At 68.7% G+C, this 12,932-nt stretch carries 12 protein-coding genes; 7 read left to right on the plus strand and 5 right to left on the minus strand.

Annotation, left to right across the window (positions count from 1 at the left end; all coding sequences use genetic code 11):
* Positions 1-219: 219 nt before the first annotated feature.
* Entirely contained in the window at positions 220-648 is a 429-nt protein-coding gene (locus tag FGL98_RS02355; RefSeq protein ID WP_146315047.1) for a CBS domain-containing protein, read from the minus strand.
* A gap of 210 nt (positions 649-858) precedes the next feature.
* Here FGL98_RS02355 and lhgO point away from each other — a divergent pair, with 210 nt between their 5' ends.
* Positions 859-2,118, plus strand: a complete 1,260-nt coding sequence (gene lhgO / locus FGL98_RS02360; RefSeq protein WP_146315048.1) for an L-2-hydroxyglutarate oxidase — start codon at positions 859-861, stop codon at positions 2,116-2,118.
* 39 nt (positions 2,119-2,157) lie between these two features.
* Here lhgO and FGL98_RS02365 read toward each other — a convergent pair whose 3' ends face one another.
* Complete coding sequence (locus tag FGL98_RS02365) at positions 2,158-2,616, minus strand: DUF2269 family protein (protein ID WP_146315049.1); 459 nt, start codon at positions 2,614-2,616, stop codon at positions 2,158-2,160.
* Between the two features lie 154 nt (positions 2,617-2,770).
* On the opposite strand from FGL98_RS02365, the gene FGL98_RS02370 reads away from it, so the two are divergent.
* Together FGL98_RS02370 and FGL98_RS02375 are read left to right on the plus strand one after the other, a co-directional pair.
* Positions 2,771-3,253 (plus strand): PH domain-containing protein, encoded by a 483-nt coding sequence (locus FGL98_RS02370; protein ID WP_146315050.1) that lies wholly within the window; start codon positions 2,771-2,773, stop codon positions 3,251-3,253.
* 13 nt (positions 3,254-3,266) lie between these two features.
* A complete protein-coding gene (locus FGL98_RS02375; protein ID WP_146315051.1) occupies positions 3,267-4,889 on the plus strand; it encodes a PH domain-containing protein in 1,623 nt (540 codons plus the stop codon).
* Positions 4,890-5,018: 129 nt separating this feature from the next.
* On the opposite strand, the gene FGL98_RS02380 is transcribed toward FGL98_RS02375, so the two are convergent.
* Entirely contained in the window at positions 5,019-6,671 is a 1,653-nt protein-coding gene (locus FGL98_RS02380; RefSeq protein WP_146315052.1) for a dolichyl-phosphate-mannose--protein mannosyltransferase, read from the minus strand.
* A gap of 128 nt (positions 6,672-6,799) precedes the next feature.
* Here FGL98_RS02380 and rsmI point away from each other — a divergent pair, with 128 nt between their 5' ends.
* Positions 6,800-7,672 (plus strand): 16S rRNA (cytidine(1402)-2'-O)-methyltransferase, encoded by an 873-nt coding sequence (gene rsmI, locus FGL98_RS02385; RefSeq protein ID WP_146315053.1) that lies wholly within the window; start codon positions 6,800-6,802, stop codon positions 7,670-7,672.
* Positions 7,673-7,681: 9 nt separating this feature from the next.
* Here rsmI and FGL98_RS02390 read toward each other — a convergent pair whose 3' ends face one another.
* The gene (locus FGL98_RS02390; RefSeq protein WP_146315054.1) at positions 7,682-8,032 is read right to left on the minus strand and encodes a hypothetical protein; all 351 of its coding nucleotides are present in this window, start codon (positions 8,030-8,032) and stop codon (positions 7,682-7,684) included.
* The gene (locus FGL98_RS02395; RefSeq protein WP_146315055.1) at positions 8,013-8,612 is read right to left on the minus strand and encodes a DUF4126 domain-containing protein; all 600 of its coding nucleotides are present in this window, start codon (positions 8,610-8,612) and stop codon (positions 8,013-8,015) included. Before FGL98_RS02395 ends, FGL98_RS02390 begins: the two co-directional genes overlap by 20 nt.
* A 430-nt stretch (positions 8,613-9,042) precedes the next feature.
* On the opposite strand from FGL98_RS02395, the gene metG reads away from it, so the two are divergent.
* From metG to FGL98_RS26680, 3 genes are all read left to right on the plus strand, one after another.
* The gene (gene metG / locus FGL98_RS02400) at positions 9,043-10,944 is read left to right on the plus strand and encodes a methionine--tRNA ligase (protein WP_146315056.1); all 1,902 of its coding nucleotides are present in this window, start codon (positions 9,043-9,045) and stop codon (positions 10,942-10,944) included.
* The gene (locus tag FGL98_RS02405) at positions 10,941-11,798 is read left to right on the plus strand and encodes a TatD family hydrolase (protein WP_146315057.1); all 858 of its coding nucleotides are present in this window, start codon (positions 10,941-10,943) and stop codon (positions 11,796-11,798) included. The genes metG and FGL98_RS02405 overlap by 4 nt, the downstream gene beginning before the upstream one ends.
* Positions 11,799-12,042: 244 nt before the next feature.
* On the plus strand, positions 12,043-12,879 hold the full coding sequence (locus FGL98_RS26680; protein ID WP_146315058.1) for a resuscitation-promoting factor: 837 nt from the start codon (positions 12,043-12,045) through the stop codon (positions 12,877-12,879).
* Positions 12,880-12,932: the final 53 nt, after the last annotated feature.

Consider the following 12,932-nt stretch of genomic DNA (forward strand, 5'->3'; position numbering starts at 1 on the left):
CCTCCAAGGGGGTACGCACATGAGGGTGTGACGACCCCCACCGATACCGTTGGCAGTGTGATGCGCGCCACGCTAGCAGCCAGATCCGCTCCCCGTAGGCAGGATTGAGCAAGTCGCGACTTGCCGCAATACGGGGGCCAGTCCGGCTGACATCGCGCATACTGCCCGGCGCAGCCCGAGCCGAGCCCACGACAGGAACGTCCGCCGGCGACCCGCCGATCAGCTGCCCGCGATGTAGCCCTCGAGCTGGTTTCGCTCGAACTCGAGCTCGCCGATGCGGGACTTGACCACATCGCCGATGCTCACGATGCCGGCGATCCGATCGCCTTCGAGGACCGGGACGTGGCGGATGCGGTGCTCGGTCATCACCCGCGCCAGCTCGTCCACGGTGTCTGTCGGCTTGGCACTGAAGACAGTGCTTGTCATGATCGTGTCGACCCGGTTCTGCAGCACATCCGTGCCCGCCCGCAGCGAGCGCACGACGTCGCGTTCGGACACGATCCCGTCGATCGCGCTGCCGTCCTGGCTGACGATCGCGGCGCCGATGTTGTGTCGCGCGAACAGGTCGACCAGCTCGGAGATGGCTGCATCCGGCGTGATCGTGACCACCTGGCCGCCCTTGGAGCGGAGGATCTCGTTGAGGCGCATGTCGGTCTCCTTTCCGTCCGGACACACTCCCGGCCGATGAGGGCACCGGCCCGCCGTGCGGACGTTGTCATCGCAGACTAACCGGGGGCACCACCGCAGGGAACCTTTCCGATGCATCGACTTGGTACACGCACGGACTATGGTGCGCCGGGCCGTCGACGACCCGAGGGTGAAAGATGGACGGCATGTCACGTGAGTCGAGGTGCACCAGTGTCTGAGCGTCACGACATCGTGGTCGTCGGTGGCGGCATCGTCGGGTTGGCGACGGCGCGCGCGCTGCTGGCCGCGCTCCCGCATACCTCGGTGGCGGTGCTCGAGGCGGAGCGCCGGTGGGGCGCGCATCAGTCGGGGCACAACAGCAACGTGATCCACAGTGGCATCTACTACGAGCCCGGCAGTCTGAAGGCCGCGATGGCGCGCGTGGGCGGTGAGCTGATGATCCGCTACTGCCAGGAGCACGGGCTGCCGGTGGCCAGGACCGGCAAGCTGATCGTGGCGACCGCGGACTCACAGCTCGCGCCGATCGCCGAGCTGGCCCGCCGCGGCCGGCAGAACGGGGTGACGCTGCGCGAGATCGGCGGCGCGGAGGTGAGCGAGCTCGAGCCGAGTGTGCGGGCGATCGCCGCGCTGGACGTCGCCGACACCGCCATCACCGACTTCGGTGCAGTGACCCGGTCGTATGCCGAGGAGCTGGCTGAGCAGGGCGGGGCCGCCCGGCTCGGTGCTCGGGTGCTGGCCATCGAGACCCGCGGCGACGGCATCGTCATACGCACCGAACAGGACGAGCTCGAGGCAGCGGTGCTGGTGAACTGTGCCGGGCTTGCGTCGGATCTGGTGGCCCGGATGAGCGGCACCGACCCCGGTGTGCGCGTGCAGCCGTTCCGGGGGGAGTACTCCAGCCTCGCGCAGCGCGCCGGCACGACCGTGCACCGGCCGATCTATCCGGTGCCGGACCCGGAGCTGCCGTTTCTCGGCGTGCACATCACACCCGGCATCGACGGGAGTGTGCATGTCGGACCGAACGCGGTGCCGGCGTTCTCGCGGGCCGGATACCGCTGGCGTGACATCGATCCGGGGACGACCGCCCAGTGGGTGCGGGATCCCGCGATGCGGAGGCTGGCGCGGTCCTACTGGCGCGACGGTGCCCGCGAGATGCTGCGCTCGCTGGCCAAGCCGATGCTGGTCGCGGACGTGCGAGCGATGCTGCCCGGCGTGCGCAGTGGCGACCTGCACCGCGACGGTGCCGGCGTGCGTGCGCAGGCGGTCGACGACAGCGGGCGGCTGGTGGACGATTTCGTGGTGCGCACCTCGCCGCGGGCGGTGCACGTGCTCAACGCGCCGTCACCCGCGGCCACGTCCAGCCTGCTGATCGGGCGCTACGTCGCCGCGCTGGCGCGGGAAGCCTACGACGGCACGCCGGCGCCCAACCTACGCGTGCTGATCGAAGCGTTCGGCTCGGAGTCGCCATAAGCGAACGGGGCAGGTTTGAGACCCCTCGACGGGGCGGGTCTAGCTGCCGGGCCGGTAGACCATCAGCACGACGATCACCACGAAGATGATGCCGATCACGCCGCCGCTGCCCGCGACCTTGCCCTTGAGGGAGTCGATGGCCTGACCGTCGCCGATTGAGACGGTGGCCTTCTGCAGGCTGGGCACCGTCACGGCGAGGCTGATGGCCACGCCGATCAGCCACAGCAGCACGGACAGCCAGATCCAGGTCTCGCCGAAACTCGCCACGGCCTTGTGTGGCGGGTAGGGCGTCTTCGCCGACATCAGCCCGAAGCCGAAGATCACGACCAGCAGGGACGCGTAGGAGTATATGGTCGCCATCCGCGCGGAGGAGGCGGTCGCGGCGGCGTCGCCGGTGCGCAGCCCGCGGGCGGCAGTGGTCACGGCATGGACCAGCGGACCGATCGCGAAGATGGCGGCGAGCAGGTGCAGGAGCAGCATGATCTTGAACACGGCCACGAGGCTATCCTGAGGACTTTTCGAGGAGGGCGGCGCAGTCTCCCGCTCCGCGTGGCCCGGCGGGACGACCATGAGGTGCGGTGCGCACGACGCCCGCCGCGCGGCATGCTCCTGGACGACGCCCTCGGTCGGCGCATCGTGAGAAGGTATCGCTATGGAGTTGCGCGACCCCGCGAATTTGGTGTCATCACGGGCCAGGACGTATTGGGCCACGCAGTATGGTGTGCTCGGCGTGATCCTGCTGGCCGCGGCGACAGCCGGCTCGAGCGTCGGCCGGCTGACCGGCGAGTGGAGGTGGCTCGCCTTCCTGGCGGTGGCACTGGTGCTGGTGGTCGGCGTCGGAGTCATCCCGATCTGGCGCTACCGAGTCCACCGGTGGGAGGTCACGTCGACGGCGATCTACACCAAGCGAGGCTGGATCGTTCAGGAACTGCGCATCGCCCCGCTGTCGCGCGTGCAGACCGTCGACACCGAGCGCGGCCCGATCGCTCAGCTGTTCAAGCTGTCCACCGTGACCGTGACGACCGCATCCGCCAAGGGCGAGATGAAGATCGAGGGGCTCGACCGGGAGACCGCCGATCGGGTCGTGCAGGAGCTGACCGCGGCGACGGCGACCGGTGCGGACGACGCAACATGAACGTCACCCCGACATGAACGATCGAGACCCGCGGACGGAGGCCGGCGTTGACGGCGAGCCGGCACTGGGCGCGGAGGTCATGGCGGAGGTCGCGCAGGACTTCCCGGCCGACGAGCAGTGGCGGCGGCTCAGCCCTCGCATGCTGCTGGTCCACCCCGTGCGCGAGGTCATCCGGTTCCTGCCGGTGCTGATCGGTCTGCTGATCGCGGGAAGCGCTGGTGGCGGACAGAACTGGTGGAGCCTGATCGGTACCGGCGTTGCGGTGGCGCTCGGACTGCTGCGCTGGTTCACCACCACCTATCGGTTCAACCAGGCGCAGGTGCAGCTGCGACGAGGTCTGCTCAACAAGACCACGATCTCGGCGCCGATGGACCGCATCCGCTCGGTCGACGTGACCGCGACGATCCTGCACCGTGCGCTGGGCCTGGCGGAGGTCAAGATCGGCACCGGCGCGGGGGAGTCCGAGCTCAAGCTCGACGGGCTGTCCGCGCCGCATGCCGCCGCGCTGCGGGAGGACCTGCTGCATCGACGGGGAGCGGGCGCCCCCACAAGCGATCCCGGCCCCGCCGCGGACGGTGCGGCGGCGCCGGTCGGTGACGGCACGGCAGAGGGCGTGTCGCTGGTGAAGAACCGGGCAAGCCAGGACGAGCTGATCTATGCGCTGGATCCGGCGTGGATCCGATATGCGCCGTTCAGTCCGGCGGGGCTGATCGCGGCGCTGGCGATCTTTGCGGTCGGCGGGCAGATCATCCGTGACTCGGGTCTGAACGTGGAGAACAACGCGCAGGTGCAGAGCACGTGGAGCTCGTTGGAGGGCTTGGGTGTCGCGCTCGCGGTGATCGTCGGGATCGTGGTTCTGCTGCTGGTCATGGTGATCTTGTCGGTCGGCGGATATGTGTTGTCGTTCTGGGGTTTTCGGCTGGCACACAACGAGGCCGGTGGGTCGTTCCACACCAGCCGTGGGTTGCTCACGACCCGCGCGACCTCCCTCGAGAAGCGGCGGTTGCGGGGAGTCGAGCTGCACGAGGCGGTGCCGCTGCGCTGGGCGCGGGGCGCGACGCTGCGGGCGATCACGACCGGCGTCAAGGACGAGGGCCGCGGGATGAGCTCGACCCTTGCACCGTCGTCGCCGCGGGATGTCGTATGCCGCACGGCCGACCTGGTGCTCGGCACCCCGGGTGCGCTCGCGACGCCGCTGCAGTCGCACGGTGCGGCGGCGACACAGCGGCGGTATACGCGTGCACTGGGGACGTGCGCGGTGCCGGCGGTTGCGCTGATCGCGCTGGCGTTCATGGTCGGCCGGGCCTGGATCGGCGCGCTTGCGGTGCTGCCGCTGCTGCTCGGCATCGCGCTCGGCCGTTCGCGCGCGAACGCGCTGGGTCACGCGATCACCGCCCGCTTCCTGGTGGCCCGTTCCGGCGCGATAACCCGGCGCACGAGCGTGGTGGAGCGTGACGGGGCGGTGGCGGTCGGCATCCGGGCCTCGTTCTTCCAGCGACGTGCGGGGGTCGCCACGGTGCAATTGGCGACCGCCGCGGGCCGCCAGCGGTATGACGTGCTGGACGTGCCGTCGCACGCTGCGGTCGACCTCGCCGAGCAGATCCTGCCCGGCTACGTCGCCCAGTTCCGCGAGTAGTCACTCGCAACCCCCGAGAAGTCACTCCCAACCGCCGAGAGGTCACTCGCAACCCTCGAGAGGTCACTTCCGCACGGCAACGCTGCGATTAGTGACTACTCGGGTGCGATTCGTGACTTCTCGGTGGGGCTAGACCCAGCTGGGGAACCACATACGCCACTGCCACTGGCTGTAGGGGATGACCTGCGCGGTCCAGATCGGCCAGAAGAACACGAAGAGCGCGACGGTGAGGATGGTGAACGCCCCGACTAGAGCGGCGCCGATCTGCCGCCGACGCGGCGTGGCGTGCGCCGGTCCCAGGGTCAGGCCGAGCACGAAGACACAGGCGAGCACGACATACGGGGCGAATGCGACCGTGTAGAAGGTGAAGATGGTGCGTTCCTGGTAGGCGAACCACGGCAGCCAGCCGGCGGCAATCCCGCCGAGGATGGCGCCCGCCCGCCAGTCGCGCCGCAGCACCCAGTGGAAGAGTAGGAAGACGAGTGCGATGGTGCCCAGCCACCAGATCGACGGGGTGCCGAGCGAGGTGATCGCCTTGCTGCACTGGGCGACGGTGCACCCCTCGTGGCCCTTCGTCGGACTCTCGTAGAAGAACGACGTCGGGCGGGTCTGCAGCATCCACCCCCACGGGTTCGACATGTAGGGATGGGTCGACGTGATGTTGGCCGCCGACTGGTACATCTGGATCTGGTACTCCCACAGGGAGCGCATCGAGTCGGGCAGCCAGCCGAACCACGAGCTGTCCGGTGACAGCCCGGAGCTCAGCACGGCCGGGTGCGACTTCGCCCAGGTGCGGTCGTAGGCCCCAGAGCTGGCGAACCAGCCCCACCAGGTCACGATGTAGACGCCGATCGACAAGCAGACGATGGTCGCCAGGGCCTGCAGCGAGTCCTTGAGGAACGTCGCCGCGATCCAGTGTCGGGCGCCCACCGCGCGCCGCGCGCCCAGATCCCACCACACGGTCATCAGGCCGAACACCACGATGAAGTAGCCGCCGGACCACTTCGTGCCCAGATCGGCGCCGAGACAAAGGGCCGCCACGATGCGCCAGGGCCGTATGCCGAGCCACGGGCCGGCCAGGTCATGCCGCGCCCAGGTGCCGGCGGACCGCAGCACCGCCACCTTGTCGGCGAGGATGCGCCGCGATCTGTCGCGGTCGGCAAGCAGCGCCACAAACGCGGCGAGCGCCCAGAACATCACCATTTCGTCGAGGATCCCGGTGCGGGACATGACGAATGCCTCACCCTCGACGCACAGCAGCAGCGCGGCGAGCGTGGCCAGCAGCGCGGACCGGAACAGGTGCCACGCGGCGCGGCCGACCAGGTATACAGCGATGGTGCCGCACACGGCGACCGCAAAACGCCAGCCGAACGAGCTGTTGATGCCAAAGAGGTGCTCCCCGAAGCCGATCAGCCACTTGCCGCCCGGCGGGTGCACCACGAAGTCGGTCTGACTGCCATAGATGTGGAAGTTGCCCATGGTGAACAGCGAGTCGGGATTCTCCACCGCGTTCGGCGGTTTCCTGGCGTAGCCGTAGAGCATCTGCGACCAGCCCTGCTTGACGTAGTACGTCTCGTCGAAGATGAGCTGGTGGGGGCGCCCGAGGTCCCAGAACCGCAGGACCCCGCCGATCACGGTGACCAGTGCCGGGCCGAGCCAGGCCCACAGCTTCTCCTGCGCGGAACGCGGCCTACCCAGCAGGCGATGCCGCAGCTCGCTGCGGATGGAGGTCTCCGCGCCCGGCTGCGCACCGGACGCAGAACGCGTCAGCGTGGCTGTCACGCGGGTCCCCCTCTGGCGTCTGCTGGTCGTGGCCGGGGCTCAGGTTATCCGAGCAACCCGTGGCGGCGGCGTGCAGCGCCCCGGATGTCAGATGGCGGGCGATCGCCGCCGCATGCGACAGTGTCGACATGACCGACCCCCGCCTGGAAGAGCCGACCGCGAGCGAGGGTGTGCTCGTCCTGGCGGCGACCCCGATCGGTGACCCCTTGGACGCCGCGCCGCGGCTGGCGCAGGAGCTGGCCGGCGCCGATGTGGTGGCGGCCGAGGACACGAGGCGCACCAAACGGCTCTGCGACGCGCTCGGCGTGACCGTGGGCGGGACGATGCTCAGCTATCACGAGCACAACGAGGCCAGGCGCACCCCGGAGCTGGCGGACCGCATTGCCGCGGGGGAGCGGGTCCTGCTGGTGACTGACGCCGGTATGCCGTCCGTGTCGGACCCGGGATACCGCCTGGTGGTCGCTTGCACCGAGCGCGACCTGCGGGTCACCTGCGTGCCGGGGCCGTCCGCGGTGCTCATGGCGCTCGCGGTGTCCGGGCTGCCGGTGGACCGGTTCTGCTTCGAGGGCTTTCTGCCGCGCAAGCCGGGTGAACGCGGTCGGGCGCTGGGCGCTCTGGCGACCGAGCGGCGCACGATGGTCTTCTTCGAGGCGCCGCATCGCCTGGCGAGCACCTTGGCGGCGATGGCCACCGCATTCGGGCCGGATCGCCGAGCCGCCGTATGCCGAGAGCTCACCAAGACCTACGAGGAGGTGCGCCGGGGCGGGCTCGGCGAGCTGGCCCAGTGGGCTGCCCAGGGTGCGCGCGGCGAGATCACCGTGGTGGTCTCGGGTGCGAGTGCCGCGGGCGGCTCCGTGGCGGAGCTGGTGCCGCAGGTCCTTGAGCGGGTGGCCGACGGCGAGCGGATGAAGCAGGTCTGCGCGGAGATCGCGGAGGCGACCGGATGCGCGAAGAAGACGCTGTACGACGCGGCGCTGGCGGCACGGCATACGGCGGGCTGACGTCGGCGGTTAGGTCTGGTCGCAGAGCGGGTCGGTGGGCAGTCGCAGCTTGGTCTTGCCGGTGTCGCCGGGAGACTGCGGGTTGTAACAGACCCAGACCACTTTGCCGTCGGAGTGGAACCGGACGGCGCCGACCTCACCGGTGGTCTGGTGCTTGGTGCCGTTGACCGTGTAGTCGACGGTTAGCTTCAGCCGGTTGCCGGATGGCTGCGTCTTGACCACGGTGCCACCGGTCATTCCGGGGCTCTGGATGCCGGCGGGGTGCTCGACGTGCCACCAGTAGCCAACGACGACGGCGATCACGACGAGCGTCACGGCCGCCTTGATCCAGTCGCGCTGCTTACGGGAGATTCTCGACATACCTCTGGTTCCTGGCGTAGGTCCTCACTCGACGAATGATGGTCCATGACGCGCACGCGAGCGCAATCAGGGCGAGGATCACCAGGACGGGCAGGAACACCGCGATCAGGCTCAGCCCCATGGATGCGGTGTCCTCCACCGTCGACAGGATGGGGGCGGCGACGCCGAAGGAGGCGATGTTGGCGACCGGCCGCGCGGCCGACTTGGCCCCATGCACGAGCCCGGCGATGACGAGGCCGCCGACGGCGCCGATCCAGACGTGCTGCTGCATGAACGAGCTGTGGTCCAAGGTGCCCGCGGACTGGGTCGCTGCCCCGATCAGGCCGCCCGTCGCCGGCCGGATGGCCGTGCCGACCAGGTCGTTGACGCTGTCGACGGCCGGGATCTTATCCAGTACGAGCTCGCTGACCAGCAGTAGGACGCCGATGCCGATCGCCCACGGCGACTCGATCCAGTGGTATGCCGGGGGCAGGTTGATCACGTCGGTGAACCGAGCGAGCAGCGCCACCAGCAGGAACGGGATGTAGGCGTTGAGCCCGGCTGCGGCGGACAGGCCGGCGCCGGTGAGTGCAGCGAACATGGTGTCCTCCATGCAGGTCGGGTGAGGTGCATCGTTGCAGACCCAACCCCCGAGAGGTGAGGTGCGAACCCCCGAGACGTGAGCTATCGACACCGGCACCGGTCAGGGGCTGTCCGTCCTCCGAAAGGTCGCCGGGATCACCGACAGCAGCCGAGTGAAGTGGCGGTGCAGATGGGACTGGTCGTGGAACCCACCGAGCGTGGCGGCCTGCGCGATCGGCTCGCACCTGCATACCCGAGTCGCGAGAGGTCACAGATAACCCGCGAGAGGTCACATATAGCACTCGAATAGTCAGTGCGTGACCACTCGGGTGCTATTTGTGCCCGCTCGGGTGCTATTCGTGACTTCTCGGGTGTGATTCGTGACGTCTCGGGGGTGCGAGGGATATCCGGTCGATCCGGCGATCGGCTCGCACCTAGGATTGCTGGTCATGAAGGTTCTGTCCGCTGTCGCCTGGCCATACACCAACGGTCCGCGCCATATCGGCCACGTCGCCGGTTTTGGTGTGCCGTCCGACGTCTTCAGTCGTTACATGCGGATGGCGGGCCACGACGTGCTGATGGTCAGCGGCACCGACGAGCACGGCACCCCGATCCTGGTCCTTGCCGAGCAGGAGGGCCTGAGCGTCCAGGAGGTCGTCGACAAGTACAACGCCGTCATCGCGCAGGACCTGACCGATCTCGGCCTGTCCTACGACCTGTTCACCCGCACCACGACCCGCAATCACTACACGGTCGTGCAGGAGATGTTCCGCACGATCCACGCGAACGGCTACCTGGTCGAGCGGACCGCCCTCGCGGCAATCAGCCCGTCGACCGGTCGCACTCTGCCGGACCGCTACCTGGAGGGCACCTGCCCGATCTGCGGGTTTGGCGAGGCGCGCGGTGACCAGTGCGACAACTGCGGAAACCAGCTGGACCCGAGCGACCTGATCGATCCGCGCAGCAAGATCAACGGGGAGATCCCGAAGTTCGTCGAGAGCACGCATTTCTTCCTCGACCTGCCGGCGCTCGCGGGCGAGCTGCAGCGCTGGCTGGATGAGGTCGACGGCACCGGACTGTGGCGCCCGCACGTCATCAACTTCGCCAAGAACCTCGCCAAGGACATGCACCCGCGAGCGATGACTCGCGACATCGACTGGGGCATCCCGATCCCGGTGGACGGCTGGGAGTCCAAGCGCTTCTACGTCTGGTTCGACGCGGTCATCGGCTACCTGTCGGCGGCGATCGAGTGGGCGCGCCGCACCGGCGACCCGGAGCGGTGGCGCGACTGGTGGAATACGCCCCAGGAAGTTCTCCGCTCCGCAGGCTCCGCTCCGATACTTCCCGGGGACCCCGAGGAGACGCCCGAGGTAGCCAGGTCGTACTACTTCCAGGGCAAGGACAACATCACCTTCCACGCCCAGATCTGGCCTGCCGAGCTGCTCGCCTACGCCGGCCGCGGCGACAAGGGCGGTCAGCCCGGCCCGTATGGCGTGCTGAACCTGCCGACCGAGGTCGTCGCCTCGGAGTTCATGACCATGGAGGGCAAGCAGTTCTCGACCTCCCGCGGCCACGTGATCTACGTGCAGGACATGGTTGCCCGCTACGGCCCGGACGCCGTGCGCTACTTCATCAGCGCCGCCGGTCCCGAGAACCAGGACAGCGACTTCACCTGGGCCGAGTTCGTGCAGCGCAACAACTCCGAACTCGTCGCGGGCTGGGGCAACCTGGTCAACCGCACGGCGTCGATGATCGCCGGCCGGTTCGGTCAGATCCCGCAGCCGGCGCAGCTCGAGCCGATCGACGAGGCGCTGCTGGCCCAGGTGCACGGCGCCTTCGCGACCGTAGGCGCGCTGATCGAGCGGCACCGGCAGAAGGCGGCGCTCGCCGAGGTGATGCGGGTGGTGCGCGAGGCCAACAAGTACGTCTCGGACACCGAACCGTTCAAGATGAAGGCGGACGACCAGCGCCAGCGGCTGGCGACGGTGCTGCATACGCTGGTCCAGGCCGTCAGTGACCTCAACCGGATGATGGCGCCGTTCCTGCCGCACAGCGCCAACAAGATCGCGGCGGCCCTCGGCGCCGAGGGGCAGTTCATGCCGATGCCAAGGCTGGAGCGGGTGCGCGACCTCGACGACGACTCGCGGTCCTACCCGATCATCACGGGGGAGTATTCCAAGACGCCCGCCTGGGGGCCCGTGGATGTGATCATCGGCACACCGATCGCCAAGCCGACACCGGTCTTCACCAAGCTCGACCCGTCGGTGGTCGACGAGGAGCGTGCACGGCTAAACCCCACGAAGTCCTCGCTTCGCGGGGACTCCGAGCAGGACAGCACGGTGGATCGGTGAGCACGGAGCGTGACAGCGGCGGGCATCGCAGCCCGCCGCCGGCGCCAGACCGGCTGCCGATCCCGGTGGTCGACAACCACACCCATCTGGACATCGCCCGCGACGGCGCCAACCCGGTCGATCCTGCGCTGGCCATCGAGGCGGCGGTCGCGGTAGGCGTCGATCGGATGGTGCAGGTCGGCTGCGACCTGGCCGGCGCCGAGTGGACGGTGCAGGCGATCGACCGGCACCCGCAGCTGCTCGGCGGCATCGCCATCCACCCCAACGAGGCACCCGGTCACGACGAGCGCGGGGACGTCCCTGAGGCGCGGGCGCGCATCGAGGAGCTGGCCGCGCACGACCGCGTCCGGGTGATCGGTGAAACCGGACTCGACTACTTCCGCACAGGCCCGGAAGGCGTTGCCGCGCAGCAGGACTCATTCCGCTGGCACATCGACCTGGCGAAGCGCACCGGCAAGGCGCTGCAGATCCACGACCGTGACGCCCACGACGACGTGCTGCGCATCCTGCGGGAGGAGGGCGCACCGGCGAAGACGGTCCTGCACTGCTTCTCCGGTGACCTGCAGATGGCGCGCGAATGTGTTGCGCGCGGCTACTACCTGTCGTTCTCGGGCACCGTGACCTTCAAGAACGCGCGCGGTCTGCGGGATGCGCTGGCGGTGACGCCGCTGGAGCACCTGCTGGTGGAGACCGACGCGCCCTACCTCACGCCGGCACCGCACCGCGGCGCCCCCAACGCGCCCTACCTGGTGCCGGTCACGGTGCGGGCAATGGCAGGGGTCCTGGGGGTCGCCGTGCCGCAGCTGTGCACCGCCCTTTCGGACAACAGTGAGCGGGTCTACGGACCCTGGTGACCTCGGTCACAGCGGTCCGCACATTCACAGCGGAGACACACCCGTTCGTTACCAAAATTTGACCTTTGGGGTATTGATCCATCACGGTAGGTGAGTTCAACCCGAGAGCGGTCAACTCTTGGATGGGCTCCTGACCCCGTGGAGCCCGGCGCGACCACTGTGGAAAGCGCCCATCGAAAGCCTGCATTGCGCAGGCTTGACGTGTCACGAGACCGAGCCGGGACAGCACGACATCGGAGAACCCGTGACTTCAACGCTCAAGCACCGCCGGACCATCGCGGCTGCTGCGATCATCCTCGCAGGCAGCGCCCTGACCGCCTGTGGCACTCAGTCGGGCACCGGTGCAGCCGGCACCTCACTGGCCACACCCTCGACGAGTGCCTCGGCCGCCCCTAGCACCACCCACAGCACGTCGGCCACTCCGACGAAGAAGGCCACCAAGAAGGCGGCCAAGAAGGCCACGCACAAGGTAACCCCGGCGCAGACCCGCGCGGCAGCGGCGAAGCAGGTCTCGCGCGACGAGGCCCGCCCCACCGCGACGATCCGCGTCGTGACGCAGAGCCGTCTGCTCGACTTCGGCGTCGAGCGCCACTACGACTCATCGATGGCGAACGGCACCAGCAAGGTCCAGCGCCCCGGCGTCACCGGTGCCCAGACGGTCACCCTGCGCGAGATCCTGGTGAACAACCAGGTGCAGCGCTACACCGTCCTCAAGCGCGTCACCACCAAGTCGCCGGTGAGCAAGATCATCGTGATCGGCACCAAGAAGGCCGTCGCGCCGCCGACCACGAACCCCCCGACGTCCAACCCGCCCACGAGCGGCAACGGTGGCCTGGATCTTGCTCGCGCCGCGATGTGGGACCGGATCGCGGCCTGTGAGTCCGGTGGCAACTGGCACATCAACACCGGCAACGGCTACTACGGCGGCCTGCAGTTCGACCTGGGCACCTGGATCGCCAACGGCGGCGGGCGCTTCGCGGCGCGGGCCGACCTGGCCTCGCGTGGTCAGCAGATCACGATCGCCAACCATCTTTACGACCAGCGTGGGCTGGGCCCGTGGGGCTGCGCCGGCGCTGCCTGATCCAGCAACCCGCCCGCCGAGAGGTAAGCAAACCCACCGAGCGGCATACAAAA

The sequence above is a fragment of the Leekyejoonella antrihumi genome (assembly GCF_007845645.1).
Lineage (GTDB): Bacteria > Actinomycetota > Actinomycetes > Actinomycetales > Dermatophilaceae > Leekyejoonella > Leekyejoonella antrihumi.

Coding starts and splice junctions, on each gene's coding strand:
- FGL98_RS02395 (WP_146315055.1), bottom strand. CDS start 8,612: ATGTTCGCTGCACTCACCGGCGCCGGCCTGTCCGCCGCAGCCGGGCTC.
- metG (WP_146315056.1), top strand. CDS start 9,043: ATGAAGGTTCTGTCCGCTGTCGCCTGGCCATACACCAACGGTCCGCGC.
- FGL98_RS02370 (WP_146315050.1), top strand. CDS start 2,771: ATGGAGTTGCGCGACCCCGCGAATTTGGTGTCATCACGGGCCAGGACG.
- FGL98_RS02390 (WP_146315054.1), bottom strand. CDS start 8,032: ATGTCGAGAATCTCCCGTAAGCAGCGCGACTGGATCAAGGCGGCCGTG.
- FGL98_RS02355 (WP_146315047.1), bottom strand. CDS start 648: ATGCGCCTCAACGAGATCCTCCGCTCCAAGGGCGGCCAGGTGGTCACG.
- rsmI (WP_146315053.1), top strand. CDS start 6,800: ATGACCGACCCCCGCCTGGAAGAGCCGACCGCGAGCGAGGGTGTGCTC.
- FGL98_RS02375 (WP_146315051.1), top strand. CDS start 3,267: ATGAACGATCGAGACCCGCGGACGGAGGCCGGCGTTGACGGCGAGCCG.